Consider the following 24,190-nt stretch of genomic DNA (forward strand, 5'->3'; position numbering starts at 1 on the left):
TTGTGTGCGCTTAAGGCATTTTGATCGACTGCTTCTCCTCAAGCAGTTTTTCCACCACGCCAGGATCGGCAAGGGTAGAGGTATCACCCAGATTACTGGTATCGCCGGTGGCGATCTTGCGCAGAATGCGGCGCATGATTTTGCCCGAGCGGGTTTTCGGCAGAGAGTCAGTCCAGTGCAGCACGTCCGGTGTGGCGATGGGGCCGATCTCTTTGCGGACCCACTGCCGCACTTCGCTGTACAGCTCCGGCGACGGCTCTTCACCGTGGTTCAGGGTTATATAGGCATAAATCGCCTGGCCTTTGATGCTGTGCGGGATGCCAACTACTGCGGCTTCGGCAATTTTCGGGTGTGAAACCAGCGCCGATTCGATCTCGGCGGTGCCAAGACGGTGACCCGAGACGTTGAGCACGTCATCAACGCGGCCGGTGATCCAGTAGTAGCCATCTTCATCGCGACGGGCACCGTCACCACTGAAGTAGACATTTTTAAAGGTGGAGAAGTAGGTCTGCTCGAAGCGGTCGTGGTCGCCATACAGCGTACGCGCCTGACCGGGCCAGGACTCCGTGATGACCAGGTTGCCTTCGCAGGCTCCTTCCTGCGGCTGACCTTCGTTGTCCACCAGCGCCGGTTGAACACCAAAGAAAGGACGGGTAGCGGAACCGGCTTTCAGCGCCGTCGCCCCCGGCAGCGGCGTGATCATGAAGCCGCCGGTTTCGGTCTGCCACCACGTATCGACAATCGGGCAGCGGCTGTTACCGATTTTTTTGTAGTACCACTCCCAGGCTTCCGGGTTAATCGGCTCACCGACCGACCCCATAATGCGCAGACTACTGCGGTCGGTGCCTTCAATCGCCTTATCGCCCTCCGCCATTAGCGCACGGATAGCCGTCGGTGCGGTGTAGAGCAGGGTGACTTTATGCTTATCGACTACCTCCGCCATGCGGCTCGGCGCTGGCCAGTTCGGCACCCCTTCAAACATCAGCGTGGTCGCCCCGCAGGCCAGCGGTCCATAGACCAGATAGCTGTGACCCGTGACCCAGCCGACGTCGGCAGTACACCAGTAGATATCATCCTGATGGTAGTCAAAGACGAATTTAAACGTAGTCGCGGCGTAGACCAGGTAGCCACCCGTAGTGTGCAGCACCCCTTTAGGCTTGCCGGTAGAACCTGAGGTATAAAGGATAAACAGCGGATCTTCCGCACCGACTTCGGCGGCGGAATGGTTGGTGCTGGCGTCCTGCATCAGGTCGTGCCACCAGCGATCGCGGCCTTCCACCCAGCCGATGTCTTTACCGGTGCGCTGAAATACCACCACGTTTTTCACGCTGGTCACGTGAGGATTCTTTAAGGCGTCATCGACATTTTTCTTCAGTGGAATGGGGCGACCGGCGCGGATCCCTTCGTCGGCAGTGATGACCAGCGACGCGCTGGAGTCGACAATCCGCCCGGCGACCGCTTCAGGTGAAAAGCCGCCAAAGATCACAGAGTGAACGGCACCGATACGCGCACAGGCCAGCATGGCCACAGCGGCTTCGGGTACCATTGGCATGTAGATCGCCACGACATCGCCTTTTTTCACCTCCAGCAACTCCAGCACATTGGCAAAGCGACAGACTTCGGCATGTAACTGGCGGAAAGTCAAAGTCTTGCTTTCACTGGCATCGTCACCTTCCCAGATAATGGCCGGGTGATCGCCGCGTGTCGCGAGATGACGGTCAAGGCAGTTTGCCGCCAGGTTGAGCGTGCCATCTTCGTACCAGCGAATAGCAATGTTTCCGGGTGCAAACGAGCAATTTTTGACTTTGCTATAGGGCTTAATCCAGTCGAGGATTTTTCCCTGTTCCCCCAGAAACTTTCTGGATCGTCGACAGATTGCTGATACATCGCCTGATACTGATCTGCGGTAATCAGGGTGTTTGCTGCAATGTTCTCTGGAACGGGATGAATGTGATTTTGGCTCATGGCGGATCTCCTTGAAGATGTTAATGATATGTCAATCAATGGTTAATTAAAGCCTGCCCATAAGCTTTGTTTCTTTTTTGCGCCACAGATCACGGGATAAACCGCTCGCCGGGAAGTGTGAAGCCATTCTGATATTTCGGTTTACGCTCTGGCGTTGAGCGGGAATAAATAAAGGGTGTCAGACGGGCGTGAGCTGGATAAAAAGCAGGCAAACGCGTTGGCCGCGTTTTTAACCAACCCTGCATAGCTATGCGTAAATTCATCTAAGTATTACTTTTCATAACAGCAGGTTAGGGATTTTTACTTCAGGCAGCACTTTATGCTACTCAGATGGCTAACTTTTAATCGGATCCGCCAGGGGTTGCATTTACCACAGTGAAAATGGTACTTATCTCGCCCCTGTTCTGCAGGTATCAACTCAGACAGCGTCTGAATATGGGTATGAGAATCATCAGATTTTCATACGGGGCGCTGTTTCAAGACACCCTCTAATTTACCGGGCTTTTTGCTCACTCCCTGTGTGTATTGTCTTCTGCACCTTCGCAGTAGAGAAAAACGGGTTTTGACTGAGGAAATTACGCGTTATGAAAGGTTTTAAAATCAGCCTGGCCTGGCAGATTCTGACAGCTCTGGTGCTTGGCATCATCGTCGGCGCTGTGTTGCATAATCAGCCAGACAATCGTGAATGGTTAGTCACCAACATTCTCAGTCCTGCAGGCGATATCTTTATTCATCTTATCAAGATGATTGTGGTACCGATTGTGATTTCATCCCTGATTGTCGGCATCGCTGGCGTCGGTGATGCAAAGAAGCTGGGACGCATCGGCGTCAAAACGATTCTCTACTTTGAAGTGATCACCACCATTGCCATTGTGGTCGGTATTACGCTGGCCAATGTATTTCAACCCGGCACCGGCATCGATATGTCAACGCTGGCAACGGTGGACATCTCTAAATATGAAGCGACAACGGCAGAAGTCCAGGGTGGCCCGCACAGCCTGGTGACCACGATTCTGTCGCTGATCCCGCAGAACATCTTCGCCTCTATGGCGAAGGGCGACATGCTGCCGATTATCTTTTTCTCGGTGCTGTTTGGCTTAGGCCTGTCGTCACTGCCGTCAGCGCAGCGCGATCCGCTGGTGAATCTGTTCCGTGGCGTTTCTGAAGCGATGTTTAAAGTGACCCACATGATCATGCGTTACGCGCCGGTAGGGGTATTTGCGCTGATTGCGGTGACCATTGCGAACTTCGGCTTCGCCTCGCTGTGGCCGCTGGCAAAGCTGGTGCTGCTGGTTTACGCGGCGATCCTCTTCTTCGCCTTTGTGGTGCTGGGCGGGGTTGCGCGCTTCTGTAAACTGCGAATCACCACGCTGATGCGTATTCTCAAAGATGAGCTTATCCTCGCATATTCAACGTCCAGCTCAGAAACCGTGCTGCCGCGTATCATGGAGAAGATGGAAGCCTACGGTGCGCCAAAAGCGATTACCAGCTTTGTGGTGCCGACCGGTTATTCGTTCAATCTGGATGGGTCGACACTCTATCAGAGTATCGCGGCGATCTTTATCGCGCAGCTCTATGGCATCGACCTGTCGCTGACCGATGAAATCGTGCTGGTACTGACACTGATGGTGACCTCAAAAGGGATCGCGGGTGTGCCGGGCGTCTCGTTCGTGGTGCTGCTGGCTACGCTGGGCAGCGTCGGCATTCCGCTGGAAGGTCTGGCGTTTATCGCAGGTGTTGACCGTATCATGGATATGGCGCGTACGGCGCTGAACGTGATTGGTAACGCGCTGGCGGTGCTGGTGATTGCCCGCTGGGAAAACCAGTTCGACGCCGAACAGGCAAAACAGTATGAGCTGCAGCTGCGGACACAGACCGCAGGCTAACCGCTGTTTTTGCGCAAAAAAGGGCTCAACGAACGTTGGGCCCTTTTTTTTCGGGCTGCAATGCGGCCAGTCATAACAGGGAAAGCAGACTCTGCGATTTATAAAGGCCGATATATCTGCACAAATACGCCTTTTTGAGAATGAATGTTTCCTACCGTGACTTTATCGTCAGACGCCAGGCTTTCCCAGCACTCGGCTTCAACATCGCAGGAGGTCTGGGATTCATAGCCCTGTGATTTCAGGTAATTCCTGATACGCTGGGTTTCGGCAACACCATAAAATTTTACGGTAAATACTTCAGCCTCCGTGCCTGTTATTCTGCCAAATTCAAAATGATAGTGTTCTGATATTCTTGGTGTTTTTTTTAACAGCTCAGGCGTGTAATAGTCATACGACTGCTTATCATGTTCGGTATAACAGGCGCTGCTGGCAAACGCCATTCTCAAATATGGCCAGCCAGGTTCTCGTGCAAGAGCCGCGATAAAAGCGATACCCGTCAGAACGAAGACTGTTTTCCTCATAATTCCTTCCTGGCGTTGCGGGTACCAACTACCACAAAAGTCTTATTATGCTTCGGCAGGATAACGTTTCCGGAAAGAAAATCATTATAGGGAAAGACCGTCCGCATGAACTGCGGTAATGAACCTTTGTGGAGTCGTAAGTGCGGAAATCTTTCCGGGTCGGGAAAGAGCAGAGGCTGAAACGTCTTATTCTTCCAGTTGCCAATTTTACCGTAATAGTCCCAGCGTTTCAGTGCTTCTTCTTTACTTACCGGGCGGAGCATCCCGAAGGCGTTCTGAACCAATACTGCGCGGTAAAAGCCCAATAGGTCTGAAACCAAATCTTCACCACTAAAACCGCTGTCAGTCATCAGGTTGTTGGGAAATGAGCCCTGAAATGCCTCGAACCTGTGAGCCATGTCCATCATCATCGCCAGGGCAATACTTTTCTGCTCCCAATAAGGCCGCCCGCGCCGGATTCGCCAGGTCATCATCTTACCTGAGCGGAGTAATCCAAAGGGTGATGTCATGCCCTGTGAATATCTGACATCATAAAATTCTTTACCTGATGATTCACCCTGAGCCATTAATCTCAAAAGCGCCCGAATATCTGTCCCCTGAGCGTGTCCCAGGTCCACCCAACCGAGCACTTCCGTGTAAACCAGTCCGAACTTCGCTGAGCTGGCATCTCTGCCATCGATAATCTCCTTTCGCTTACTCATACCGAATATTCCTGTTTCGTCCTGTGTAGAGTGACTATGTCCTTATTTTCATCATTACCCTTTCAGGCCGCGTCAGACTGCACACTGACACGCCTCTTCTCCTTTACTCTGTTTATCTGGTCTTCACGCTTTTTTCTGAAACGGCAAGCTCAACTCAGACAGCACTAAAAAATTTCAAAAAGGAAAAGTTCACCCGAAGAGTAAAGCGCCTTTGGCACCTGTTGTAATACCGGGTTGCAGAGCCTTAAAGACCATTCACTTTGCAGGGGGTTAAAGCCACCCGCCTTGATCCACAACATGACTTACTCCACACCCATTAAAAAAAGATCTCACCCAGTGAATTAATCATTCGTTATGATGGTTTTTTGATTGAATAATTTATTCCTTAGCGGAGCCCGCCATGAAACTTGATCTCAGCCAGATGATCACCGAAGGCCGCAACCCGGCCAGCCAGAACATTGATGAACTCTCTACAGAAGCGATGCTGCGCGTCATTAATGACGAAGACAAAAAAGTGGCGCTGGCGGTTGAGGCGATTGTGCCGCAGATCGCGGAAGCCGTTGACGCCATCTGCGCGGCGTTTCAGGCCGGGGGACGACTGATCTACGCCGGTGCGGGCACCTCCGGACGACTGGGCATACTGGATGCCAGCGAATGCCCGCCCACCTTTGGCACTCCGCGCGAGCAGGTGGTCGGTCTGATTGCGGGCGGCCACACCGCCATCCTGCAGGCGGTCGAAAATGCCGAGGATAACCCGGAGCAGGGCGCGCAGGATCTGCAAGCGATTCATTTTAGCCGCCACGATGTGCTGGTGGGGATCGCCGCCAGCGGCCGTACCCCTTATGTACTGGGGGCGCTGGCATACGCGAACGAAATTGGCGCAACGACCGTGGCGCTCACCTGCAATCCGGGCAGCGCGATGTCACAGGTTGCCGCGATTGCGCTAACGCCGGTGGTCGGCCCGGAAGTGGTCACCGGCTCTTCACGTATGAAAGCAGGCACGGCGCAGAAACTGGTGCTCAATATGCTCACCACCGGATCGATGATCCGCAGCGGCAAAGTGTATGGCAACCTGATGGTGGATGTGGAGGCGACCAACCAGAAACTGGTACAGCGGCAGGTTAACATCGTCATGCAGGCGACGGACTGCGATGACACCACCGCCCGCGCCGCGCTCTCTGCCTGCGGCGGTCACTGCAAAACCGCCATCCTGATGGTGCTGGCCGGGCTGGACGCCGATACTGCGAAAACGCTGCTGAGCCAGCACCAGGGCTTTATCCGCCAGGCGCTGCAGGCGGCGGGGGCACGCTGATGGCCAGCATCACCGAAGCACTGTTGCGTGAGATCCTGCAGGCGGTCGGCGGCGCGCAGAATATCATGGCCTGTGGTCACTGCATGACACGGCTCCGGCTCACACTCAATCAGCCGGAACAGGCGGATGTGAAGCGGTTAAAGAGCCTGCCCGGCGTGCTGGGCGTTATCGACAGCGATGCCCAGGTACAGATCGTTGTCGGCCCCGGTAAAGCGCAGACCGCCGCTGAAGGGATGCAGCGTCTGCTGGTACAGGATGATACTGCCCGGCTACCACAGGATGGCACAATGGCACTCAGCCAGCTGGCGGCACAGAAAAAACAGCAACTGAAGGCAAAACAGACCGGCGGTGTACATCAGTTTCTGTCGCGCTTTGCGACCATCTTTACGCCGCTGATCCCCGGCTTTATTGGTGCCGGGCTGCTGCTGGGTTTTGCCACGCTGATTGAACAAAGTCTCCACCTCAATGCGCCCGGCGACCATGCGCCCTGGCTGCTGCACACCGTGGCCTACATGAAAGTCTTTGGCAAAGGGCTGTTCACCTTTCTCAGTATCCTGATTGGCTACAATGCACAGAAAGCGTTTGGCGGCAGTGGCGTCAACGGTGCCATTATCGCCTCGCTGTTTGTGCTTGGTTATGTACCGACCGCAACAACCGGCTACTACAGCGGTATGGAGAGCTTTTTCGGCCTGGCGATTGACCCGCGCGGCAACATTATCGGCGTGCTGATAGCGGCGATAATCGGTGCAGGCATTGAGAGACAGTTGCGCAGGATCATTCCTGACAACCTCGATATGATCCTTACCTCGCTGTTTACCCTGCTGATCACAGGGGCCATCACTTATCTGCTGATCATGCCGCTGGGCGGCGAACTGTTTAAAGGGATGTCGTGGCTGTTTATCCATCTCAACAACAATCCCTTTGGCTGTGCAGTGCTGGCCGGGCTGTTCCTGATCGCGGTGATGTTCGGTATCCATCAGGGCTTTATTCCGGTCTACTTTGCGCTGATGGAGACGCAGGGCTTTAACTCACTGTTCCCGATTCTGGCGATGGCTGGCGCAGGGCAGGTCGGCGCCTCGCTGGCCCTGTGGTGCAAAGCCGAAAAGGGCGCGCTGCTGCGGGCGCAGATTAAAGGGGCGATTGTGCCGGGTCTGCTCGGCGTGGGTGAACCGCTGATTTATGGGGTGACGCTGCCGCGCCTCAAACCCTTTATCACTGCCTGTGGCGGCGGGGCGCTGGGCGGTTTCTTCATCGGTCTGGTGGCGTGGCTGGGCCTGCCGGTGGGAATGAACACCGTCTTCGGGCCGTCCGGGCTGGTCACGCTGCCGCTGATGACCTCCGGCCAGGGGATCTTCGCCGGTATGGCGGTTTACCTGGCCGGACTGATCGTAGCGTGGACAGGCGGATTTCTGCTGACCTGGTGGTTTGGCACCAGGGGAGTCGATCTGCGCTGACGGACGGCCCGAATCCTCCAGCCGGGCTAACAGATAACATATCGGCAAAAATGTGAAAGCCGCTGCAGAGTGGCTTTTTTCGCGGCAGAAATTTAACAAATACACTAAAGAGAGCCCCAAATGATGCCGAAAACATAAAAAATGGTAATCGTTATCTCTCAGCCCGCCGTTTACACGCAGGCTCTCCGGCTATCGCGTGCAAAAGCCGGGTTTTTAAGGACCCGTAATGCGTAACAATCAACCTGTCTCCCAGCATGAGTATCTGTTCGACGATCATGCGACCCTGATGTCGACCACCGATCTCAACAGCCATATCACCTATGCGAATGATGCCTTTATTGAGGTGAGTGGATTTACTGCCGACGAGATTAATGGCCAGCCGCATAACATTGTTCGTCATCCCGATATGCCGCCAGAAGCCTTTGCTGACATGTGGGCCACGCTGAAGCAGGGCGAACCCTGGACGGCGCTGGTCAAAAACCGCCGTAAGAACGGCGATCACTACTGGGTAAGAGCAAACGCCATCCCGGTAGTACGTAACGGCAAAGTACAGGGCTATATGTCGGTGCGAACCAAACCGACGGCAGAAGAGGTGCGGCAGAGCGAAGCGCTCTATCAGGATTTCCGCGAGGGACGTGTCAGAGGGCGGTGTTTTCACAAAGGCCTGTTGATCCGCAGCGGCTGGCGTCGTCCCTTCTCCATTCTGAAGACGCTGCCCCTGCGCTGGCGAATCCGCAGCACCCTGCTGATGCTGCTGCCACTCTCCATCGCTGGCGTCTGGGCACTGGGGATGACGCCCGCGGCGCTGGCCGGGTTCAGCGCGGGCATGGCGGGCCTGCTTCTGCTCAGCAGCCTGTGGCTGGAGCAGCAGATTTCTCGCCCCGTCGAACGGATGTGCCAGCAGGCGCTAGGCGTCGCGACCGGGGCGAATCACAAAGTCGAACAGATGGATCGGGTGGACGAGATTGGTGTCACGTTGCGGGCAATCGGTCAGCTCGGCCTGATGTTCCGCTGGCTGGTGGATGATGTCAGCGGCCAGGCGATTACTGTGTTAAGCGCCAGCGACGCCATCGCCCGCAGCAACAGCGAGCTGAGTCGCCGGACCGAGCAGGCCGCCGCCAATGTGCAGCAGACGGCCGCCACCATGAATGAAATGACCGCCACGGTAAAGAGCAATACCGAAACGGCCAGCGAAGTGAATCTGCTCTCAGCTGACACCAGTAACGCGGCCATTAAAGGCGGTAACGTAATGCATGAGATGATGGGCATCATGGGCGAAATTGCCGACAGTTCAAAGCGGATCGCCAATATTACCAGCGTGATCGACGGTATTGCTTTCCAGACCAATATTCTGGCGCTAAACGCCGCCGTGGAGGCAGCGCGCGCAGGCGAGCAGGGCAAAGGTTTTGCTGTCGTGGCGGGAGAAGTACGCAGCCTTGCGCAGCGCAGCGCCAAAGCCGCCAGCGAAATTAAAACGCTGGTGGAAACCAGCGCCAGCCGCGTTCAGTCGGGCAATGATCACGCCAGTGCGGCGGGCGTGACGATGCAGGACATTGTCTCGCAGGTGCAGAACGTGACCGCGCTGATCGCCCAGATCAGCGCCGCGACAGCGGAACAGGCGACGGCGCTCAGCGAGGTCAGCACCGCGGTGGAAGATCTGGATGACATTACTCATCAGAACGCCGCCCGCGTCACCGAAAGCGCCGAGGCGTCCGATCGTATGACGCATCAGGCTAACCGTCTGGTGGAGGCGATCAGCGTCTTCCGGTAACCTTAAGCTGCCGGGTTAAGACGCCAGCGCCTGCGGGCCTTCGCGTCCGGCCCGCAGCGCCCCTGGTGACTGGCCGACAATCCGCTTAAAGGCGCGGCTGAACGCCGCAATGGAGCCGTAGCCGAGATGAAACGCGACGGCCTCCATGGCTTCACCCTGGTTCACAATTCGCTGGACCGCCAGCCGCATCCGCAATTCCGTCAGATAACGTAACGGCGTCATGCCGGTGGCATTGAGAAACCGTCCGGCAAACACCGAGCGCGAACAGCCCGCCACGCTGGCCAGTCGCGCAACCGTCCAGTTTTCACCCGGATCGCGATGCATGGCGGCTATCGCCTGGCTGAGCCGGGGATCGCGCATCGCCTGCACCAGCCCGCTGGACTCTCCGCAACCGTTCTCCACCCAGCCGCGCACGATCAGGGCGGCGACGACATCGGCCAGACGCGACAGAATACCGGCGAATCCGGCCTGACGGGTGCGGGACTCCCGCTCCATCGCCGCCAGAATCGGCTGTATTTCCGGATACTGCGACAGCAGAGTGCTCACCAGCATCACATCCGGCATGGTGTTTATTAGCGGCTGCATTCCGCCCAGCTCAAACGCCATGCAGGCGCTGAACAGCAGCACGCTGTGCTCGTCATCGCAGGCACCTTCCGGCGCGGCGATGGTGCATACGCTGTCGCAGAGCGGCTTGCTCGCCATGTTTTTAATACACTGGCAGGCGGCCTCTTCGCCTGAAATCAGGCTGTGCGGCTTACCGTGCGGCACCAGCAGCGCATCGCCACTGTTGAGCTGAATCAGTTCGCCGGAGGCACTGCGCACCAGCAGCGAGCCGCGTCCGACAAAGTGAAACTGCGCCCGGCCTGGCGCAGAGTCGTAATGCAGCCCGAACGGCGCACTTACCGCGATACGCTGGTAGTTGACGCCATACAGGCGCATGCCCATCAGCAGCTCGCTGGTCAGATCTCCATAGTGGCTCATAGCATTCCAGACGAATTATCAAAAATGAAGGTGTAAGCATCATAGATCGTCCTGATGCGACACTCTATGCTCACACTCACTTTTTTATCTTCCGGAGAAGCAGCATGAGTCTGACAACCGACGTGGCTGATGAGGTTTCCTCGCCCGCCCGTCCCGCGTGGGGCGCGGTCTTTGCTATGGCGTTTGGGGTGTTCAGCCTGATTACCGCCGAATTTTTACCCGTCAGCCTGCTGACGCCGATGGCCCAGAGCCTGGGCGTCTCAGAAGGGCAGGCGGGACAGACAGTGACCGTCACTGCGCTGGTGGCACTGTTTACCAGCCTGGTCACCGGCAGCGTCACACGGCGTATCGATCGCCGCATCGTGATGCTGGCCTTCTCGCTGCTGCTGATCGCCTCGGCGCTGATGGTGGCCTTTGCGGCTGACCTGACGGTAATCCTGCTGGCGCGCGTGCTGCTGGGGATGGCCATCGGGGGATTCTGGACGCTCTCTACCGCCATCACCATGCGTCTGGTGCCCACCGACCAGGTGCCACGTGCGCTTTCGATTGTTTTTAGCGGTATCTCGCTGGCGACGATTATCGCCACGCCGCTGGGCAGCTATCTGGGCGGGCTGGTGGGCTGGCGCAACATCTTTATGCTGACCGCCGGCCTGGGCAGCGTGGCGCTGCTGTGGCAGTTCTTTACGCTGCCCGACATGCCTGCAGAAAATAAAGATCGTAACGGCGGGGTGCTGGCGCTGCTTCGGACAGGCGTCATGCGCTGGGGTATGCTGGCGGTCATCATGATGTTTACCGGTCACTTCGCCTTCTTTACCTATCTGCGTCCCTTCCTTGAAGGGGTTGCGCAGTTCAGCCTCAATCAGCTGTCGCTGGCGCTGCTGGCCTTTGGCGTGGCGAATTTCTTTGGCACCTCGCTGGCCGGTTTCCTGGTCACCCGCAGCGTGTCGCTGACGCTGAGCGGGATGGCGCTGCTGATGAGTGTCACTGCGCTGCTGCTGGTCACGTCTGGCGGTGTCGGCTGGATGGTCGGCGCGGGCGTGGCGATCTGGGGAATGGCGTTTGGTTCGATGCCGACCGGCTGGTCAACCTGGATTTCGCGTGCGGTGCCGGATGATGCGGAATCGGGCGGCGGGTTGCTGGTCGCCACTATTCAGCTGGCGATTACCGTGGGAGCGGCAGCGGGCGGCTGGATGTTCGACCTGCGCGGTGCGGGCGGCGTTTTTGTCGCCAGCGGGGTGCTGATGCTGCTGGCCGCGCTGACCATCTTCAGCCGGGTCAGACACCACGGCTAATTGCAAAGAGGCAGCGTGATATGCTGCCTTTTTTATTGCGTCTGGATTATTAACCTTTTGAGCGAAAACTGTGCGAAATGTGCTTTTAACGTTCAATTTTACTGAATGAGTTAAGCAAATCACTCCGCTTTTTACTGACCTTCTTCGGGGCTAATATATCTTTCAACAAGGCAGTACGCCTTACCTGATAAAAATCAACCGAGGAATTAACCATGAAATCTATCAAAACTTTTGCAGCTGTTATCGCGCTCTCTGTTCTGCCATTCGCCAGCTTTGCACAATCTGTGACCGCCGTCGACTCTACACTGGACGGTGCAGAAGCGAAAATCGCTGCCCAGGCTCAGGATGCTGGTGCTTCATATAAAATTACCGAAGCTTACACCAACAACGGCGTTCACATGACCGCTGAGCTGCTGAAATAAGTTGCGCTTAACCCGCTATGCTGACAGGACGCCTCCGGGCGTCCTGGCTGCGTTTCTGTAGATCTCTCTTCACGCACCTGATGCGCAGGTGAATGGCCCGTCATTCATTCATCCGGCATTGTCATTTATTTCTTCTTTTTCCTGCCTCTTTTACACCCGGTGCAAAAGATTATCAGCTGCAGCCGGTAAGCTCAGGGCAGACAACGACCGTGCTCCTGGCCGCTGGCAACAAAAAAGCCCGCTTTCGCGGGCCTGAATATCGCGGTTTTTCTGCCGGAATGATCGGCATTGAAACTGTCCTGCATCAGGACGGGGCACAACAGACAGCGACCCGGCCATCTTCTTTCCGTGGCTACACCTCTTTCGAGACTTCGCGCATCATCTCATCATGCGGTACATCATCCAGGATCTGCTCAAAGCTGCGCAGACGCTTGTAGATCGACATCAGTTCAATCAGCGTCGACCAGGATGTGATCAGATACTGGAACGCGCCGCGAACCTGATCAAACACGTTGATGATCTGGTTGAGCAGGCCCAGCGTGATGGTGCCGGCCACAATCGACGGGAACAGCAGGAACAGGCCAAATATGTTATCAACCTGCAGATAGAGAATGCGGGTAATGTTGAAATAGAGGTAGTGGAAGTAGAGGCGGAAATAATTTACCCGTACCTGACTGAACAGCTCCTGTACCGTCTGCGGCCTGGCACGATCGGCATGATCTTCGCCGTAGACCAGCTCTTTACGATAAGCTGCTTCCACTCGCTGATTGCGGAACTCCAGTCCCGGCAGCTTGATCCCGACCAGCGCCAGCAACCCGGTGCCAAACACTGACCAGAGCACCGCCGCAATCACCAGCGCATAAGGAATGTTGCCCAGAACCGGAATATCTTTAACGTGATGAGAAAGCGCCACCAGCACCGGTAAAAATGCTACCAGCGTCATAATCGCCTGGATAAAACTGACACCCCAGTTTTCCAGCGTGGTCGCAAACCGCATGGTGTCTTCCTGCACACGCTGCGCGGCCCCTTCCACATGACGCAGACGCTGCCAGTTGTGCATGTAGTAGCTGTTCATGGCGCTACGCCAGCGGAAAACCCAGTGACTGATAAAGAAGGAGTTGAGTACGCCAATGACCACCGCAATTAATGCGATGCCAAGAAAGGCGAAAATTTCACGGTAAAACGCCGCAATCTCCACCGATCCCGCTTTGGTCAGCGCCTTCTGAATTAAATCGTAGAACGGACCATACCAGGCGTTAATCGCGACACCCACCTGCACACCAAACCAGGTGACAAAGATAATCAGCGCGGAACCCCACACTGACCAGCGCTGCCACGGGTGGGAATCGATAATCCGCCAGGCCACGGCGAATAGCGTGACCATGATCCAGTAATAGAGATAGAACCAGAGCTGGCTGGCGGCGATAAAACGTGCGGCCGTGGTGGGCAGCGGCGCTTTGATCGCGGCTTCAAATGTGGGCCAGATACCCGGCAAATCGCTGGCAAAACCAAACCAGGCAAAAATCGCCAGTAAGCTCCAGACAGCCGCAGAGCTGAAAAACAGCGCTGGCCGCGGAAAAAAAGATTTAAACATAGGCACTCCGCTGTTGTGTGTTGCCTGTTATAACGTTTTTAACCTGTCGCTGTCTGTAGTCTGTTGTTTCTGCTCATGACAGGCCGGAGAAAGATGTTAATGAAATTGTGCGATTTTGTTTCCTGGAACTAAATCTTTGTGAATGTAAGTGTTACAATATGGCGCCTTTGTTACCGGTAACAGCCCGACTTCGGGCCAGTATCTGCAGATTAAAATCATTACAACGCAACCACCACTTTTTTCATACCGCCAGTCAGCGCGGGAATGAGGCAATGTCATGTCAGAACAAAAAAAGGGTCATTCACGCAGGGATTTTTTGCTGAAGACAATTACCCTGGCGCCAGCAATGGCGGTAGGATCCACCGCGATGGGGGCACTCTCCCTGCCGCTGGCCGCACAGGCGGCAGAGACGCCTGCAGCACCCCAGCAGGCGCGTGATTACCAGCCAGCCTGGTTTACAGCGGAAGAATATGCCTTTATCACCGCCGCCGTCGCACGGCTTATTCCCAGCGACGAACGTGGCCCTGGTGCGCTGGAAGCGGGAGTGCCTGAATTTATCGATCGTCAGATGAACACGCCATACGCTACGGGATCGAACTGGTATATGCAGGGGCCGTTTAATCCTGACCTGCCGAAAGAGCTGGGTTACCAGCTACCGCTGGTGCCGCAGCAGATCTACCGTCTGGGTCTGGCCGACGCCGATCGCTTCAGCAAACAACAGCACGGTAAGGTATTCGCGCAGCTCAGCGGCGAGCAGCAGGATGCCTTACTGCAGGCGATGGAGAGCGGCAGCGCTGAATTCAGCCAGTTGCCGGCAAAAGTCTTCTTTAGTTTCCTGCTGCAGAATACCCGCGAAGGCTTCTTCAGCGATCCCATCCACGGCGGGAATCAGGGCATGGTGGGCTGGCGGCTCATTAACTTCCCTGGCGCACGCGCCGACTTTATGGACTGGGTAGAGCGCGGCGAACATTATCCGTTCCCGTCAGTGTCGATTCGTGGAGAGAGAAGCTAAGCATGGCAAACGAAATGAAAAAAGTGGATGCGGTCATTGTCGGTTTTGGCTGGGCGGGCGCCATTATGGCGAAAGAGCTGACCGAAGCGGGCCTGAACGTTGTGGCGCTGGAACGTGGCCCGCACCGCGATACTTATCCTGATGGGGCCTATCCGCAGTCGATTGATGAGCTGACCTACAACGTCCGCAAAAAACTGTTCCAGGATCTCTCCAAAAGCACCGTCACTATTCGTCACGATGCATCACAGACGGCGGTGCCTTATCGCCAGCTGGCCGCCTTTTTACCCGGCACCGGCACCGGTGGTGCGGGCCTGCACTGGTCTGGCGTTCATTTCCGCGTCGATCCGATTGAGCTGCGGATGCGCAGCCATTATGAAGAGCGCTACGGCAAGCACTTCATCCCGGAAGGCATGACGATTCAGGACTTCGGCGTGACCTATGATGAGCTGGAGCCATTCTTCGACAAGGCGGAAAAAGTTTTTGGCACCTCCGGCAGCGCCTGGAGCATCAAAGGCAAAGTGGTCGGCAAAGAGAAGGGCGGCAACCCGTTTGCGCCCGATCGTTCAGATAACTTCCCGCTGCCTGCGCAGAAGCGCACCTATTCGGCGCAGCTTTTTGCCCAGGCTGCCGAATCAGTCGGCTATCACCCTTACGATCTGCCCTCTGCCAACACCTCGGGGCCCTATACGAATACCTATGGCGCGCAGATGGGGCCGTGTAACTTCTGTGGCTACTGCAGCGGCTATGCCTGCTATATGTATTCCAAGGCTTCGCCAAACGTCAATATCCTGCCCGCCCTGCGTCAGGAGCCGAAGTTTGAGCTGCGTAATAACGCTTATGTGCTGCGGGTGAATCTCAGCGATGATAAAAAACGCGCGACCGGCGTGACCTATGTGGATGGCCAGGGACGTGAGCAGGTTCAGCCCGCCGATCTGGTGATCCTCTCCGCTTTCCAGTTCCACAACGTCCATCTGATGCTGCTGTCCGGCATCGGTAAGCCTTACAACCCTATCACCAATGAAGGTACGGTCGGGCGCAACTTCGCCTACCAGAACCTCTCGACGCTGAAAGCGCTGTTCGACAAAAACACCACCACTAACCCGTTTATCGGGGCGGGTGGTGCAGGCGTTGGCGTGGATGATTTCAACGCGGATAACTTTGACCACGGTCCGCTGGGCTTTGTCGGCGGTTCACCATTCTGGGTCAACCAGGCGGGTACCAAACCGATCTCCGGCCTGCCGGTGCCGGCGGGCACGCCCAACTGGGGCAGCAAATGGAAAGCGGCGGTCGCGGATACTTACACCCACCATCTGTCGATGGACGCGCACGGTGCGCATCAGTCTTACCGGGCTAACTATCTCGATCTCGACCCCAACTACAAAGATGCCTATGGACAGCCTCTGCTGCGTATGACCTTTGACTGGCAGGAGAACGACATCAAAATGGCGCAGTTCATGGTCGGTAAGATGCACAAAATCGCGGAAGCGATGAATCCGAAGATGATTATCGGTGGGGCGAAAAAGCCAGGCGCGCATTTTGACTCCACGGTCTATCAGACCACCCACATCAGTGGCGGGGCGATCATGGGCGACGATCCGAAAACCAGCGCGGTTAACCGTTATCTGCAGAGCTGGGATGTCCCGAATGTATTTGTACCGGGCGCGTCCGCCTTCCCGCAGGGTCTGGGCTATAACCCGACCGGCATGGTAGCGGCGCTGACCTACTGGTCAGCCAAAGCAATTCGTGAACAGTACCTGAAAAACCCCGGCCCGCTGGTTCAGGCATAAGGAGATGGCGATGAAAAATGGCATTCTGGCGCTGATTCTGGGCGCGCTGTCGTTCGCAGCACTGGCGGAAAGCAGTCAGGACGATCTGCTGAAACGGGGTGAGTATCTGGCGCGTGCTGGCGACTGCGTGGCCTGCCACACCAGTAAAGGCGGCGCACCCTTTGCCGGTGGGCTGCCGATGGCTACGCCGATTGGCACTATCTACTCCACTAACATTACGCCCGATCCCGAAACCGGTATCGGTGACTACAGCTATGACGACTTCCAGAAAGCCGTGCGTCACGGCGTGGCAAAAAATGGCGACACGCTCTATCCGGCGATGCCTTTCCCCTCTTACGCAGTGGTCAGTGACGAGGATATGAAAGCACTTTACGCCTGGTTTATGCAGGGCGTCGCCCCGGTTAAGCAGGCGAATCGGGAAAGCGATATTCCGTGGCCGCTGTCGATGCGCTGGCCGCTGGCGATCTGGCGCGGAATCTTTGCGCCCGATGTGAAAGCCTTCCAGCCAGCGCCGCAGGAAGATCCGGTGCTGGCGCGTGGTCGCTATCTGGTTGAAGGGCTGGGCCACTGCGGCGCCTGCCACACGCCCCGCAGCATCACCATGCAGGAGAAGGCGCTGACCAACGAAGAGGGAAGCGACTACCTGTCAGGCAGCAGCGCACCCATTGATGGCTGGACTGCCAGCAATCTGCGCGGCGACAACCGTGACGGACTGGGACGCTGGAGCGAAGAGGATCTGCGTCAGTTCCTGCGTTACGGCCGCAACGATCAGACCGCCGCATTCGGTGGCATGACCGATGTGGTGGAGCACAGCCTGCAGCACCTGAGCGACGAGGATATCACGGCAATTGCGCGCTACCTGAAATCCCTGGGCGCGAAAGATCCGCATCAGGCGGCGTTCAGCGTGGATGATGCGACCGCAAAAGCGCTGTGGAAGGGCAACGACAGCCAGACAGGGGCCGCAACCTATGTCGATAGCTGCGCCGCCTGTCACAAAACCGACGGCAGCGGCTATAAGCGCTTCTATCCGGCGCTGCGTGGCAATCCGGTGGTGCTGGCGGACGATCCGACCTCGCTGATCCATATCGTGCTGGTGGGCGGTCAGTTGCCTGGCGTCAATGGCGCCCCGTCGACCATCACCATGCCGGCATTTGGCTGGCGTCTTAACGACCAGCAGGTGGCGGACGTGGTGAACTTCGTGCGCAACAGCTGGGGCAATACGGCGTCTGAGCCCGTCAGCGCGAAGCAGGTAGCCGCGCTGCGGAAAGATGAGAAAGACCGGCTGGGCAGTGCCGATATCCGGGTGCTGGAAGGTAAGTAAACGGCCATGTTTAAGGCCGTCACCCTCAGGGTGACGGCCTTTTTTTCAGATGCTTTCCAGATCGCGTCCCCGCGTCTTCGGCCCGTAAATCCCCACCGACAGCATCACCATCACCATGCTCAGCACGATAAACGTGATCACGCCCGGCGTGCCGGCGTACTGCAATATCACCCCGATCAGAATACTGCTGAAAACCGTCGACAGGCGGCTGAAGGAGTAGCAGAAGCCGACTGCCCGCGCCCGGATGTGGGTCGGGAAAATCTCTGTCTGATAGGCATGGAAGCTGAAGGTCAGCCAGGCGTTGGACCAGGTGATCAGGAAGCCGCAGAGGATCAGCAGCACCGGCTGCGTCTGAAAGGCGAACAGCGTCCCGAACACGACCGTCATCAGCGAGGACAGAACGATCTGCCACTTATTCTCCAGCCTGTCGGCGTAGCGGCTGCAGATTAGCGAGCCCAGCGGATAGGCTAGCGTGATGAAAACGGCGTACAGCAGGCTGTGCGTAACTGTGGCGCCGCGGCCCGACAGCAGCGCAGGCAGCCAGTTACCAAAACCGAAAAAGCCGATCGCCTGGAAAAAGTTCATGACGACCAGCATCAGCGTGCGCTGGCGCCAGGCCGGTGACCAGATCTCGCGGAAACGGCCCCGTGCCGGGAGGTGTGCAACGGCATCGTCGGGCAGAAACGCAGGACCGGCCGGGATACCACAGCGCTGCTCCATTGTGCACAGCACCTCATGTGCCGCCTGATGACGTCCCTGCTGCGCCAGCCAGCGCGCCGATTCCGGCAGGTTCCGGCGCACCAGCCAGATCACCAGTGAGCAGACCGCGCCCGCAATGACCACCCAGCGCCAGCCCTCCAGGCTGAACAGCGTCTGCGGGATTAGCCACCACGACATCAGGGCAACCGCAGGCACGGACAAAAACTGCACGAAAAAGGCGAAGGCAAAGGCGCGACTGCGCAGATGACTTGGCACCCATTCGGACAGGTAAGTATCAATCGTTACCAGCTCGACGCCCAGCCCGATACCGACCAGGAAGCGAAACAGGATAATCATCTCTGCACTCTGCTGAAAGGCCATCAGCAGCGAAAACAGTCCATACCACAGCAGGGCGCACATAAAGGTCAGGCGGCGACCAAAGCGGTCAGCCCAGGGGGCAAGCAGACTGGCCCCGAAAAACAGACCGAGAAAGGTCGCCGACGCGAAAGCCGCCTGATCGGAGAAGCCGAGCACGCCTGCATTGCCGGTGTGAAACACGCCCGCCGACAGTAATCCGGTACTGATATAGCCGGTTTCGAAGAGGTCATAAAGCTCAAAAAAGCCGCCCAGTGACAGCAGGGTTATAAAACGCCATAACCCGGCGGAGGAGGGCAGCGCATCGATGCGCGCCGCTAAGCGGTTACGGGGCGCCGGTGAAACATGCTCAGGCGATATCCTGGTTGAAAGCGTGGTCATATCAGCGTGAACCTCAGGCAGTGTGGATATGACTTGCAGCGGGTCAGAGGTTGATTAAAAGAGTTAACCGTTAGCAAGCGAAGAAATAGCAGAATAATCAATTCGGCTACGGTTGCCGAGCGGGACGTTGCTGACGATTTAGCAATGTACGTTGCAGGTTCTGCCATCCATGGCACTGTGCATTACGGCAGATGTGGCCAGACGCCCGGTCCGATCGGCAGACCCAGCAGATACCACACCAGTAGCAGGGCTATCCAGCTGATAAAGAACACCAGCGGATAGGGGAAGATCAGCACGTAGTAGGTGCCGAGCTGCGCATCCTTCTGGTAACGCTGTAAAAAGGCCAGGAACAGCGGCAGGAAAGGCGACATCGGGGCCAGGGGCAGGACGGCCGAGTCAGCGATACGGAAAATCATCTGGGCAAAGGCGGGATGAAAGCCGAGCAGCATAAACATGGGCACGAAGACCGGGGCCAGAATCGACCAGATCGCGGAGCCGCTGGCGATAAACATGCAGAGAAACGCGGACAGGAACATCAGTCCGAGAAAGGCGGGCGCGCCACTGACGCCTGCACTTTCCAGTATGTCGGTCAGCCCGATCGCCATGAATTTGCCCATGTTGCTCCAGTTAAAGAACGCCACGAACTGCGACAGCGGAAACACCATCACAATAAACCCCGCCATGCCTTTCATGGGATCAACCAGCAGCTGCGGGATATCATCCGGCCGACAGATCTGCCGGGTGACGACGCCGTAAGCAATCGCGACGACAAAGAAGAACAGGATGATGATCGGCACGATACCCTGAATAAAAGGTGAGGGAATGATGGCTCCGGTGGCGGGATTGCGAAGCGGTGCATGTTCCGGCACGACCAGCAGCGCCATCACGGCGATAAACAGCAGGGCGGCGATGCCGGCAGCGCGCAGACCGCGGTTCTCCAGCGGCGTCAGGGCTGCCAGCTTCTCACCGTTGCCCTGCCACGCTGGCAGGCGCGGCTCGACAAATTTGTCGGTCAGCAGCGCACCAACAATCGTCAGTACAATCACCGACGTGGCCATAAAAAACCAGTTATCGATGACGCTGACGTGTACGGTATCGCTGACCGCTTTAGCCGCTTCGGTGCTGATGCCAGAGAGCAGCACATCGGTGGTGACAATCAGCAGGTTAGCGGTGAAGCCTGAGGCGACACCGGCAATCGCAGCCAGCAGGCCAGCCACCGGATGCCGCCCCACCGCCAGGAAAATCAGCGCGCCCAGCGGGGGCATGACGACCAGTGCGGCATCCGAAGAGATATGGCTGAAAAAGGCGATAAACAGCACCATATAGCTGGCATAACGACGACTGACGCGTGACGCCATTTTCACCATCAGCGACTGCAGCAGACCGACTTTTTCTGCCAGTCCCGCGCCAATCACCAATGCCAGAATCGATCCCAGCGGGGTAAAGCTGCTGAAGTTCTTAATGATGTTGGGCAGAATCCACTGGATACCTGCCACGCTCAGCAGATTGTTTACCCGCACGATTTCGCCATTAGCGGGATTCTTTACCGCCAGGCCCAGCGCGCTGATGATGGCAGTGGCGACCATCAGCACCCCGATCAGATAGACAAACAGTAAAAACGGGTTGGGAACTTTGTTACCTATACGCTCTATACAGTTGAAGAGGCGGCCTGGACTGCGGTTCCTGGAGGTTGCTTCCATGGTATTGATTCTCGTCTTGTGTTCCCTTTGTCCGCAAAGGCCCGCTCTGGCGCCGGTCCGGGTTCGCGACAGGCGGTGAGTTCAGAAACGGCTTCGCTGAGTCAGGGAAGTGTTTGCAATATTTTTATTGTGTGCCGCGTCAGAGACACGGCTATCGGCTCATCCGGCCAGTTTTGTTGGAGTAATGCCTGCCGGGATTGGACACTGATAAGGCTGCGCGGCGCGTATACGCTCAAATTCGGCCCGGCACGCAGCCAGCGCCTGCGGATCGGTCAGCAGGGTCAGCACCGTGGCCGCCATCACTTTGCCTGCCAGAAACATCCCTTTGTGCCCGATAGTGGTGCGCCCCTGCGCCACCAGTTGCCAGGTGTGCAGCGGCGTGCCGAATGTAAAGCAGGGTGCAAAGCACTGTGCGGTAGGTGTCACCCAGCTGACATCGCCGACATCGGTGGAGCCATAAAGCAGCTCACGCGTGACCCTATAAGGCGCCACCTCGTCCATAAACAGCTTATCGCCCAGTTGTTCAGCCCAGGCGTAACCGGCTTCACCGCCAGTACGGGCAGCGTTGAGCCGCGCATTGCGCAGATCGTCATCGGTCAGAGTGGCACGCAGTTCGGCCGCAAACGCGCGCTCTTCGTCGCTGTAGTCGGGCAAACCAAACGCATGCAAATAGCGCTCCATGACGGCTTCAAGCGCACGATTAGGCACGTAGTCTGAACAGGCTTTGTCGAAGCGCACCGTCAGGGTGGTGTCCGTCATCAGTGCGGCACCTCTGGCGATATTGATCACCCGTTCGTAAATCGCCTGGGCCTGCGGCAGTTCCGGGGCGCGGATCAGATAGAGCACTTCCGCATCGGCCTGCACGACATTCGGTGACACGCCGCCGCTGTTGGTGATGGCATAGTGCACACGCGCCTCCTGAACGATGTGCTCGCGCAGAAAGTTGGCACCGGTGTTCATCAGCGTGACGGCATCCAGTGCGCTGCGGCCCAGATGGGGGGAGTTGGCGGCATGGGCGGCAACGCCTTTGAAGCTGAACGCCGCCTGAATATTGGCCAGGGTGCGCAGATTTAACATGCCGCTGAACCCTTCGGGATGCCAGGTGACGGCGGCATCCACGTCATCAAACAGCCCTTCACGCACCATAAAGGTTTTACCCGATCCCCCTTCTTCGCCGGGGCAGCCATAAAAGCGTACCGTGCCGCCGGAGTGATGCTGCGCCATCCACGCTTTGACGGCGCAGGCCGCCGCGACACCCGCCGTGCCGAGCAGGTTGTGACCGCAGCCATGTCCGTTTCCGTTCGCCTCCAGCGGCTGTGGCCGGGCGCAGCCCGACTGCTGGCTAAGCCCGGCCAGCGCATCGAATTCGCCCAGAATGGCAATCACCGGCTTGCCGCTGCCCGCACTGGCAATAAAGGCGGTGTCGATACCGCCCACGCCCCGTTCCACAGCAAACCCCTCTTTTTCCAGTGCATCGGCCAGCAGCGCGGAAGAGCGGGTTTCGGCAAAGCGGGTTTCAGGCGTGTCCCAGATCGCGTCGCTGAGCGTGCTGAAGCGGAGCTGATGGCGATCGATATAGTCGGCAACAAAGGCTTCCATCATCGCGCCTCCCCGAACAGGGTCTGATTCAGGACGAGGGTGGCCAGCAGCGTGATGGCATCTGGCATCACCCGCTCGTCAAAGTCGAATTTCGCATTATGGTGACCCGCCGCCAGCGCACAGCCGAAAATAACATAAGAGGCCTGGCCGCCGTGCGCTATGACACGCTCCATCATATAAGTCGCATCTTCTGAGCCCGCCGCCTGCGCTTTACGGTCGACCACCGAGTCGAAGAGACCGAGTGCCTCCGCCTGCTGGTGGATGAAATCGACCCACGGCTGGGTCGGGGTACAGCTGCGTGCCGCCCCCACCAGCGAAACCTGTTGTTCAACGCCATACATTGCCGCTGCACCGGCAATCACCCGCAGCGCCTGCTGATAAACATCGTCGTTGACCTGATTAGTGACACCGCGGGTTTCAACTTTCAGCAGGGCGCAGTCGGCCACCACGTTACGACCGGTTCCCGCCTGCAGCACGCCCACGTTAACCCGTGCCACGCCGCCGCTGTGCTGGGTTAAACCGTGCAGCGCCAGCGTCGCCTGAGCCGCGGCCAGCAGGGCATTGCGACCCTCTTCAGGGCGGCCGCCAGCATGCGCACCGACGCCGGTAAAGTGGACATCCAGCTTGGTGGTGGCGAGGAAGCTGTCGCTGCCGCACACCAGTTCGCCTGCCGGCACGCCGGTGCCGATGTGAATCGCCGTAAAGCGCTCAACGTCATCGACCACGCCCGCTGCTACCATCGCTTTTGCCCCGCGCACCCCCTCTTCAGCAGGCTGGAAGATCAGTTTAATCGTGCCGCTAAGCTGATCTTTCATCGCCATCAGCACCGTGGCGAGCCCCAGTCCGATGGTGGTGTGGCCGTCATGCGCGCAGGCGTGCATCATGCCGGCGTTGCAGGAGGCGAACCCTTCGCGCTGCGGCAGGTGATCACCGGCCTGGCTTTCATTGAGATCCAGTGCGTCCATATCGACGCGGAAACCCATCACCGGGCCGGGACGACCGGTGTCCAGCGTCGCCACAATGCCGCAGAATCCGCCGGAAAAGTGACTGATCCACTGGGGCAGCGCGCCCTGCTGCAACGCGCGTGCTTCCTGCTGTTTCAGCACCGCGTCGTCGGGCAAGCCCATTCGCGCATCGGCGTCGATGACATCACGCCCCAGCTTCAGCTGATAACCGAGCTTATGCAGCTCTTCCGCCACTAAGCTGGCCGTGCGGAACTCCAGCCAGCCTGATTCGGCATAGTGATGGAAGTCGCGTCGCCACTGTTGCAGCCTCGGCAGCAGGGCGCTGACGTGCTCTGAAAGGGGTTTCATGGGCTTTTTCCTCGCTGTTGGTTTTTTATGCACTGCGTCGAATCTACACAATGGTGCGGGCGGGCATAAGATGCGAATATCTTGTGACTGATAAACAATGGTTA

General features: G+C 57.4%; 17 protein-coding genes and 1 pseudogene. 9 read left to right on the forward strand and 9 right to left on the reverse strand.

The features are described from left to right. Positions 1–10: 10 nt before the first annotated feature. A pseudogene (acs, locus tag ACLHDD_RS16915) lies at positions 11–1,965 on the reverse strand (acetate--CoA ligase). A 584-nt stretch (positions 1,966–2,549) separates the two neighbouring features. Here acs and gltP point away from each other — a divergent pair. Further along, on the forward strand, positions 2,550–3,851 hold the full coding sequence (gene gltP, locus ACLHDD_RS16920; protein ID WP_427104981.1) for a glutamate/aspartate:proton symporter GltP: 1,302 nt from the start codon (positions 2,550–2,552) through the stop codon (positions 3,849–3,851). A gap of 98 nt (positions 3,852–3,949) precedes the next feature. Here gltP and ACLHDD_RS16925 read toward each other — a convergent pair whose 3' ends face one another. Together ACLHDD_RS16925 and ACLHDD_RS16930 are read right to left on the reverse strand one after the other, a co-directional pair. Next, the gene (locus ACLHDD_RS16925) at positions 3,950–4,372 is read right to left on the reverse strand and encodes a hypothetical protein (RefSeq protein ID WP_427104982.1); all 423 of its coding nucleotides are present in this window, start codon (positions 4,370–4,372) and stop codon (positions 3,950–3,952) included. Next, positions 4,369–5,073 (reverse strand): hypothetical protein, encoded by a 705-nt coding sequence (locus ACLHDD_RS16930; RefSeq protein WP_427104983.1) that lies wholly within the window; start codon positions 5,071–5,073, stop codon positions 4,369–4,371. The genes ACLHDD_RS16925 and ACLHDD_RS16930 overlap by 4 nt, the downstream gene beginning before the upstream one ends. A 400-nt stretch (positions 5,074–5,473) precedes the next feature. Here ACLHDD_RS16930 and murQ point away from each other — a divergent pair, with 400 nt between their 5' ends. From murQ to ACLHDD_RS16945, 3 genes are all read left to right on the forward strand, one after another. Continuing rightward, entirely contained in the window at positions 5,474–6,385 is a 912-nt protein-coding gene (murQ, locus tag ACLHDD_RS16935; protein WP_427104984.1) for an N-acetylmuramic acid 6-phosphate etherase, read from the forward strand. After that, on the forward strand, positions 6,385–7,839 hold the full coding sequence (gene murP, locus ACLHDD_RS16940) for a PTS N-acetylmuramic acid transporter subunit IIBC (RefSeq protein ID WP_427104985.1): 1,455 nt from the start codon (positions 6,385–6,387) through the stop codon (positions 7,837–7,839). The genes murQ and murP overlap by 1 nt, the downstream gene beginning before the upstream one ends. Positions 7,840–8,065: 226 nt before the next feature. After that, positions 8,066–9,610 (forward strand): methyl-accepting chemotaxis protein, encoded by a 1,545-nt coding sequence (locus ACLHDD_RS16945; protein WP_427104986.1) that lies wholly within the window; start codon positions 8,066–8,068, stop codon positions 9,608–9,610. 15 nt (positions 9,611–9,625) lie between these two features. On the opposite strand, the gene ACLHDD_RS16950 is transcribed toward ACLHDD_RS16945, so the two are convergent. Continuing rightward, positions 9,626–10,591 carry a cupin domain-containing protein gene (locus tag ACLHDD_RS16950; protein WP_427104987.1) on the reverse strand — a complete coding sequence of 322 codons (966 nt, stop codon included), beginning with the start codon at positions 10,589–10,591 and terminating at the stop codon, positions 9,626–9,628. Between the two features lie 104 nt (positions 10,592–10,695). On the opposite strand from ACLHDD_RS16950, the gene ACLHDD_RS16955 reads away from it, so the two are divergent. Both ACLHDD_RS16955 and ACLHDD_RS16960 read left to right on the forward strand, forming a co-directional pair. Further along, positions 10,696–11,883: an MFS transporter gene (locus ACLHDD_RS16955; RefSeq protein ID WP_427104988.1), complete on the forward strand. Its 1,188-nt coding sequence runs from the start codon at positions 10,696–10,698 to the stop codon at positions 11,881–11,883. A gap of 212 nt (positions 11,884–12,095) precedes the next feature. After that, on the forward strand, positions 12,096–12,305 hold the full coding sequence (locus tag ACLHDD_RS16960) for a DUF1471 domain-containing protein (RefSeq protein WP_003855705.1): 210 nt from the start codon (positions 12,096–12,098) through the stop codon (positions 12,303–12,305). A gap of 352 nt (positions 12,306–12,657) precedes the next feature. On the opposite strand, the gene sbmA is transcribed toward ACLHDD_RS16960, so the two are convergent. After that, entirely contained in the window at positions 12,658–13,899 is a 1,242-nt protein-coding gene (gene sbmA / locus ACLHDD_RS16965; RefSeq protein WP_427104989.1) for a peptide antibiotic transporter SbmA, read from the reverse strand. Between the two features lie 277 nt (positions 13,900–14,176). On the opposite strand from sbmA, the gene ACLHDD_RS16970 reads away from it, so the two are divergent. The 3 genes from ACLHDD_RS16970 to ACLHDD_RS16980 are packed head-to-tail and all read left to right on the forward strand — an operon-like array spanning position 14,177 to position 18,019. After that, positions 14,177–14,911 (forward strand): gluconate 2-dehydrogenase subunit 3 family protein, encoded by a 735-nt coding sequence (locus ACLHDD_RS16970; RefSeq protein WP_427104990.1) that lies wholly within the window; start codon positions 14,177–14,179, stop codon positions 14,909–14,911. 2 nt (positions 14,912–14,913) lie between these two features. Then, positions 14,914–16,698, forward strand: coding sequence for a GMC family oxidoreductase (locus tag ACLHDD_RS16975; protein ID WP_427104991.1), 1,785 nt, complete (start codon positions 14,914–14,916; stop codon positions 16,696–16,698). A gap of 10 nt (positions 16,699–16,708) precedes the next feature. Continuing rightward, positions 16,709–18,019 (forward strand): c-type cytochrome, encoded by a 1,311-nt coding sequence (locus tag ACLHDD_RS16980; protein WP_427104992.1) that lies wholly within the window; start codon positions 16,709–16,711, stop codon positions 18,017–18,019. Between the two features lie 45 nt (positions 18,020–18,064). Here the strand turns inward: ACLHDD_RS16980 and ACLHDD_RS16985 are convergent, their stop codons facing one another. From ACLHDD_RS16985 to ACLHDD_RS17000, 4 genes are all read right to left on the reverse strand, one after another. Then, positions 18,065–19,474 (reverse strand): MFS transporter, encoded by a 1,410-nt coding sequence (locus tag ACLHDD_RS16985; RefSeq protein ID WP_427104993.1) that lies wholly within the window; start codon positions 19,472–19,474, stop codon positions 18,065–18,067. A 182-nt stretch (positions 19,475–19,656) separates the two neighbouring features. After that, positions 19,657–21,174: a p-aminobenzoyl-glutamate transporter gene (gene abgT, locus ACLHDD_RS16990; protein ID WP_427104994.1), complete on the reverse strand. Its 1,518-nt coding sequence runs from the start codon at positions 21,172–21,174 to the stop codon at positions 19,657–19,659. Positions 21,175–21,333: 159 nt separating this feature from the next. Next, entirely contained in the window at positions 21,334–22,776 is a 1,443-nt protein-coding gene (locus tag ACLHDD_RS16995; protein ID WP_427104995.1) for a M20 family metallopeptidase, read from the reverse strand. Continuing rightward, positions 22,773–24,086: an amidohydrolase gene (locus tag ACLHDD_RS17000; RefSeq protein ID WP_427104996.1), complete on the reverse strand. Its 1,314-nt coding sequence runs from the start codon at positions 24,084–24,086 to the stop codon at positions 22,773–22,775. Before ACLHDD_RS17000 ends, ACLHDD_RS16995 begins: the two co-directional genes overlap by 4 nt. Positions 24,087–24,190: the final 104 nt, after the last annotated feature.

It is taken from the genome of Pantoea sp. NSTU24 (assembly GCF_050157905.1).
GTDB lineage: Bacteria > Pseudomonadota > Gammaproteobacteria > Enterobacterales > Enterobacteriaceae > Pantoea.

Excerpts from the sequence above, each read along its gene's own strand:
- ACLHDD_RS16955 (WP_427104988.1), top strand. The coding sequence starts at position 10,696 with ATGAGTCTGACAACCGACGTGGCTGATGAGGTTTCCTCGCCCGCCCGT.
- ACLHDD_RS16960 (WP_003855705.1), top strand. The coding sequence starts at position 12,096 with ATGAAATCTATCAAAACTTTTGCAGCTGTTATCGCGCTCTCTGTTCTG.
- ACLHDD_RS16925 (WP_427104982.1), bottom strand. The coding sequence starts at position 4,372 with ATGAGGAAAACAGTCTTCGTTCTGACGGGTATCGCTTTTATCGCGGCT.
- sbmA (WP_427104989.1), bottom strand. The coding sequence starts at position 13,899 with ATGTTTAAATCTTTTTTTCCGCGGCCAGCGCTGTTTTTCAGCTCTGCG.
- ACLHDD_RS17000 (WP_427104996.1), bottom strand. The coding sequence starts at position 24,086 with ATGAAACCCCTTTCAGAGCACGTCAGCGCCCTGCTGCCGAGGCTGCAA.
- ACLHDD_RS16985 (WP_427104993.1), bottom strand. The coding sequence starts at position 19,474 with ATGACCACGCTTTCAACCAGGATATCGCCTGAGCATGTTTCACCGGCG.
- abgT (WP_427104994.1), bottom strand. The coding sequence starts at position 21,174 with ATGGAAGCAACCTCCAGGAACCGCAGTCCAGGCCGCCTCTTCAACTGT.
- murP (WP_427104985.1), top strand. The coding sequence starts at position 6,385 with ATGGCCAGCATCACCGAAGCACTGTTGCGTGAGATCCTGCAGGCGGTC.
- ACLHDD_RS16945 (WP_427104986.1), top strand. The coding sequence starts at position 8,066 with ATGCGTAACAATCAACCTGTCTCCCAGCATGAGTATCTGTTCGACGAT.
- murQ (WP_427104984.1), top strand. The coding sequence starts at position 5,474 with ATGAAACTTGATCTCAGCCAGATGATCACCGAAGGCCGCAACCCGGCC.
- ACLHDD_RS16995 (WP_427104995.1), bottom strand. The coding sequence starts at position 22,776 with ATGATGGAAGCCTTTGTTGCCGACTATATCGATCGCCATCAGCTCCGC.
- ACLHDD_RS16970 (WP_427104990.1), top strand. The coding sequence starts at position 14,177 with ATGTCAGAACAAAAAAAGGGTCATTCACGCAGGGATTTTTTGCTGAAG.
- ACLHDD_RS16950 (WP_427104987.1), bottom strand. The coding sequence starts at position 10,591 with ATGAGCCACTATGGAGATCTGACCAGCGAGCTGCTGATGGGCATGCGC.
- ACLHDD_RS16980 (WP_427104992.1), top strand. The coding sequence starts at position 16,709 with ATGAAAAATGGCATTCTGGCGCTGATTCTGGGCGCGCTGTCGTTCGCA.
- gltP (WP_427104981.1), top strand. The coding sequence starts at position 2,550 with ATGAAAGGTTTTAAAATCAGCCTGGCCTGGCAGATTCTGACAGCTCTG.
- ACLHDD_RS16930 (WP_427104983.1), bottom strand. The coding sequence starts at position 5,073 with ATGAGTAAGCGAAAGGAGATTATCGATGGCAGAGATGCCAGCTCAGCG.
- ACLHDD_RS16975 (WP_427104991.1), top strand. The coding sequence starts at position 14,914 with ATGGCAAACGAAATGAAAAAAGTGGATGCGGTCATTGTCGGTTTTGGC.